The sequence below is a fragment of the Okeania sp. SIO2F4 genome (genome assembly GCF_010672385.1).
Classification (GTDB): domain Bacteria; phylum Cyanobacteriota; class Cyanobacteriia; order Cyanobacteriales; family Microcoleaceae; genus Trichodesmium.
Window position 1 is genome coordinate 1 of record NZ_JAAHGT010000742.1, and the last position, 4,925, is coordinate 4,925.

Here is a 4,925-nt window from a genome sequence, read left to right on the forward strand (position 1 = left end):
TTCAGAGGAAAAATTCTACTTGACTAAGCAGATATATCCATTTCATCAATTTATCGCTCGTGAGATTTAGTTACATTAGTTTCAATCTGACTTTTCTCATGGCGTAAAAACTCTGCACGAACATCTGAAGGTAGTTCATCCCAATCTACTTCTTTTTCTAGGCAAACTTTTACCGGAACTTTTACCAGATTCAAAGATTTTGATTGCCGAAGATGTGATTTGCTTTATCCATCCACCTGATGATTGTATTTCTAGTTCTATTACTTGCTTTGCTTTGGCAAATATTCACCCAACTTTTTATCCATTTTTTTTTCACCTCCAAATAATCAGAGTTTTTCAGAGGAAAAATTCTACTTGACTAAGCAGATATATCCATTTCATCAATTTATCGCTCGTGAGATTTAGTTACATTAGTTTCAATCTAATTTTTCTCACGACGTAAAAACTCTGCACGAACATCTGAAGGTAGTTCATCCCAATCCACTTCTTTTTATAGGTTAACTTTTACCGGAACTTTTTGATCAGATTCAAAGATTTTGATTGCCGAAGATGTGATTTGCTTTATCCATCCACCTGATGATTGTATTTCTAGTTTGATTACTTGCTTTAGTAAATATTCACCCAACTTTTTATCCATTTTTTTTTCATCTCCAAATAATCAGAGTTTTTCAGAGGAAAAATTCTACTTGACTAAGGAGATATATCCATTTCATCAATTTTCTTGATTGCGAGATTTAGTTACATCAATTTCAATCTAATTTTTCTCACGACGTAAAAACTCTGCACGAACATCTGAAGGTAGTTCATCCCAATCTAATTCTTCTTTTGCTGGAAATTTATTTCCCGATTTAAAAATTTGAATTATCCTAGATTTGACTCGCTTTGCAATTTTCGTATTATCCATATTTTTCACCTCCCAATAATCAGAGTTTTCCTCTGAAAAATTCTACTTGACTAAGCCAACATTTCCATAATTTGCCGATCGCGATACTCAGTTACATCAATTTCTGCCTTACTTTTATCAAGTCGTAAAAACTCTGCACGGACATCTGAAGGTACTATATCCCAGGGTACTACTTCTTCTGTAACTATTTTTACTGGAACTTTTTCGCCTGATTCGAGAACTTTAATTATCCAAGATGTGATTTTCTTTTCCCATTCACCTGATGATTGTCTTTCAAATGTTATTACTTGATTTAGCAAATATTCACGCAACTTTTTCCACGCTTTACGAATAAGATTACGGATAGTAACAACAACATTATCTACAGCACTAAAGGCTTCTCTTACTTCACTTTCAATCCACGGAATATTAGTTTTAATCCAAGGAAAAAGACTATCTTCTGCCCACATTATAATTTGTTCCCAAAATATTCCTACTACAGCTACTGCAACTACTCCTAATCCTAATGCTACTGCTATACCTATTAAAAATGGTTCTGGCATAATTTTCTACTCAATTGGATAAAGTTTAAAAGTTGATATTTTTTTCTCTTCATTTAGATACCCTGAACGCACATCACTAGGTGCTCTATCCCAATCTAATTTCTCTTCTACTTTGGTTAGTGCTGGTTGATTTTTTTTCTTATAAAAAATTTCAGTCCTCCGATTATATTTGAGACCCTTTAATAGCTCGTAATGCACTTTAATAGTCAAAATTAATTCTTTGGCATCCTCAGCAATTTTTTCTGCATCTTCAGTTCTTTCTTTTAATAACCTTGGGTCATCTTCCCCGCAAATAATATGGGTAGCATCCAGACATAAAGGTAGTTCTTCATTTAAGTTTTTGTGGAGAAATTTGGCAATTATTTCATAAACTTCCCGTTTGTTAATAAATTGACTATCTGTTTCAATATCACTTAAAAAATCGGGTATACTTTCAACAACCTTTTTCAGCTCCGGAGATAACTCATCATATTGTTGCCGTAAATATCTCAGAATTTCATGAAAATTATCTATGATTAATTGAACTAGCTCCGATTCTTGAGTCATAAATCTAGTGACTTAATGTTTGCTATTCTTTAATTCCATCACAAATTTTTTTTCTTGTCAGTAGGGAATAGTCGGCAGAAGTAGGGAGTTTTATAATTGAAAAATCTACCTTTGGTGATTAAATTTGATTAAAAAAATTATGGTGTAGGGTAACGTCGGACTAAAATATACAAAACTCCCCTACTTACCTCATCTATGGATATCCAAGAAATATTGAATTTAGCCGACCATCTCATTTTTGAAAAAACAGGAAAACATTTAGACGACCTACAACAAGTCATTTTAAGAGGTACTTTTCAAGGTAAAAAATATTCAGAAATTGCTCAAGAATTTCAATGCACTAATGGTCATGTTAGAGATGTCGCTTCAGAATTATGGAAAACTTTTTCAGATACATTCGGAGAACAAGTAAATAAATCTAATCTACGCACCACATTTGATAGATGGCAGTTTTCTATAGGTTCATCCACAAATATAGAAAAAGACTTTATAGGAATTAACAATATAAATTTTTGCCCTGAAACTTCCCCCTCTTCAGAAACTATAAATCCTGAAAATTTTCATCAACCAAATATCAACAAACGCCAGACTATACCTAAACCAAAAATCGACCTCTCAGATGCACCAGACTACAAAAAATTCTATGGTCGAACTCAGGAAATAAAAACTCTCAAAAAATGGATTCTCCAAGAACAAAAAAAATTAGTAATCCTCCACGGAATAAACGGCATTGGCAAAACAACATTAGCTCTTCAACTCATCAAAAATATTCAAAATAAATTCGACTATATAATTTGGCAAAGTCTCCGAGACTCCCCACCACTCAAAACAATTCAAACCCGACTCATTCAATTTATCTCCAACCAAAACCCTGCTCTCGAAACCTCAGAAAACTCCCATCTTTTAGAAAATTTGAGAAAGCACCACTGCCTCATAATATTAGATGACATCCAAACAATATTTAACAGTAACAAACTAGCAAGTCATTACACTCCAGAACATGAAAACTACAGCCAATTTTTCCAACTTATCGCCCAACTCTCCCATCAGAGTTGTTGCCTAATCATTAGTAGAGAAAAACTCAGAGAAATTAGTACAAACAAAAATACATCCGTTCGTTCATTACACCTCAAAGATTTAGACGAAGAAGCAGCTACAAAAATTCTCAAAGACCAAGACTTACAAGTAGACGAACAATGGCAAAAATTGATTTACTTCTATCAAGGCAACCCGACCTGGTTAAATATAATTGCCACAACCATTAACGATCTATTCAGTGGAAGTATCTCAGAATTATTTCAATATGACCCTCTATTTTTAGACGCAGACATCAAAGAATTATTACATCAGCAGTTTACCCGTTTATCAGAATTAGAAAAACAAGTAATCTCTCACCTAGCAACCCAAACCGAAGCAGTAAATATTTCAACCTTATTAGATAATTTACAAATACCACCCTCAGACTTATTGAATATAATTAAATCTTTGCAGCGACGTTCCCTAATAGAAAAACAAGAAAATAATTTTACTCTTTTACCCTTGCTGAAGCAGTATGTCTTATCCAATCAACAGACATCTCCAGAAACTAAATAAACCTTTTCGAGCAACCCTTATCAGTTATCAGTAAATATTTCGATAGTCGTCCATAGTAATGGTAGGGACGAAAAATGCCTAGCAAGGGAGCATTTTGCTCCCACTTCTATTTCCCTAGGACTTACGCAAAACAACGTATTTCTGTCATTACGAGCGATAGCGAAGTAATCTCAAACGTCGAAATTGCCTTTCTTATGCGTAAGTCCTGTTCCCTTAACCAATAATTACAATAGACCACTATTACAATGCACCACCACTAAGATTTTTATTGTATGTGTTGATAATTACTTTAACTATTTCGCTCTAGTTTTTAGATTTTAGATAAAGTAGAAAGGTGGTGATAGTGCTACGCACCGCTACGGGTTTCATGTCGCTCCGCGTTAACGCGCGTTGTGCGGAGCGCTAAACGCTCTATTGCAAGTCGATCGTTACTTTAACTGTTACGTTATAGTTTTTAGATTTTAGATAAAGTAGAAATGTTTATTTGATAATTACTTTAACTGTTACGTTATAGTTTTTGGATTTTAGATAAAGTAGAAAGGTGGCGATAGTGCTACGCACCGCTACGGGTTTCATGTCGCTCCGCGTTAACGCGCGTTGTGCGGAGCGCTAAACGCTCTATTGCAAGTCGATCGTTACTTTAACTGTTACGTTATAGTTTTTAGATTTTAGATAAAGTAGCAAGGTAGCGATCGCCCAATACAATTTCTCCATTCGGAAACTACTGTAATTAACTAATCAAGAAAAAATCCCCATTGAGGCGAAATAATTATGTTGACCAAAAAATTAGGTCTCAAACCTCCCCTTTCAAACAGATTGGCAATTATCTATTGCAGATTTATTTAGTTGGTTATATTAGATTTAGGGAGTAGGAATTAGGGAATGGAGAGAAGTAAGTAATTGATTTTATTTTTGATTATTGGAAATGTCTATTAGATTTCTGATTAATTAATCACTATAGAAGCCCTGATCGTATCTTTGCCCACGATTGAATTTTTGAGTTACAGGTTGGAGTGGAATAGAAGTAATACAGGAAAAAGATTGAAAATACTCCCCTACTTTTAAGTATTAGAATCAGAAGATTCATTCGGTTAGATTCTGATGTTAGCACTTTGCCAACTTTTGCATTCCCTGAAGCTTCTGAAAAAAATCGGCGCGTCAAAGGATTTTCCGTTGCATCCTCACAAAAATTTTGATATCATAAAGATTAACTGGGATTTTTGACCAGTAAATATGACTTTTTATTCAACTAATTTCAAAAACTGAATGCTAATAGCTGAAAGCCTAAATACTAACTAACAAAACTGGTTAATATTCCTAAAATATTCGATAAATTATAA

At 33.9% G+C, this 4,925-nt stretch carries 6 protein-coding genes; 1 reads left to right on the forward strand and 5 read right to left on the reverse strand.

Features of this window, described 5'->3' with window-relative positions; all coding sequences use genetic code 11:
- Positions 1-50: 50 nt before the first annotated feature.
- The 5 genes from F6K22_RS31695 to F6K22_RS31715 form a co-directional block, all read right to left on the reverse strand.
- Positions 51-194: a hypothetical protein gene (locus F6K22_RS31695; RefSeq protein ID WP_293107439.1), complete on the reverse strand. Its 144-nt coding sequence runs from the start codon at positions 192-194 to the stop codon at positions 51-53.
- A 296-nt stretch (positions 195-490) separates the two neighbouring features.
- Complete coding sequence (locus F6K22_RS31700; protein ID WP_293107442.1) at positions 491-637, reverse strand: hypothetical protein; 147 nt, start codon at positions 635-637, stop codon at positions 491-493.
- Positions 638-754: 117 nt separating this feature from the next.
- The gene (locus F6K22_RS31705) at positions 755-904 is read right to left on the reverse strand and encodes a hypothetical protein (RefSeq protein WP_293107445.1); all 150 of its coding nucleotides are present in this window, start codon (positions 902-904) and stop codon (positions 755-757) included.
- A 50-nt stretch (positions 905-954) separates the two neighbouring features.
- Positions 955-1,446, reverse strand: a complete 492-nt coding sequence (locus F6K22_RS31710) for a hypothetical protein (protein ID WP_293107448.1) — start codon at positions 1,444-1,446, stop codon at positions 955-957.
- Positions 1,447-1,452: 6 nt separating this feature from the next.
- Positions 1,453-1,992, reverse strand: coding sequence for a hypothetical protein (locus tag F6K22_RS31715; RefSeq protein ID WP_293107451.1), 540 nt, complete (start codon positions 1,990-1,992; stop codon positions 1,453-1,455).
- Positions 1,993-2,187: 195 nt separating this feature from the next.
- On the opposite strand from F6K22_RS31715, the gene F6K22_RS31720 reads away from it, so the two are divergent.
- Positions 2,188-3,585, forward strand: coding sequence for a helix-turn-helix domain-containing protein (locus F6K22_RS31720; RefSeq protein WP_293107454.1), 1,398 nt, complete (start codon positions 2,188-2,190; stop codon positions 3,583-3,585).
- Positions 3,586-4,925 lie beyond the last annotated feature (1,340 nt).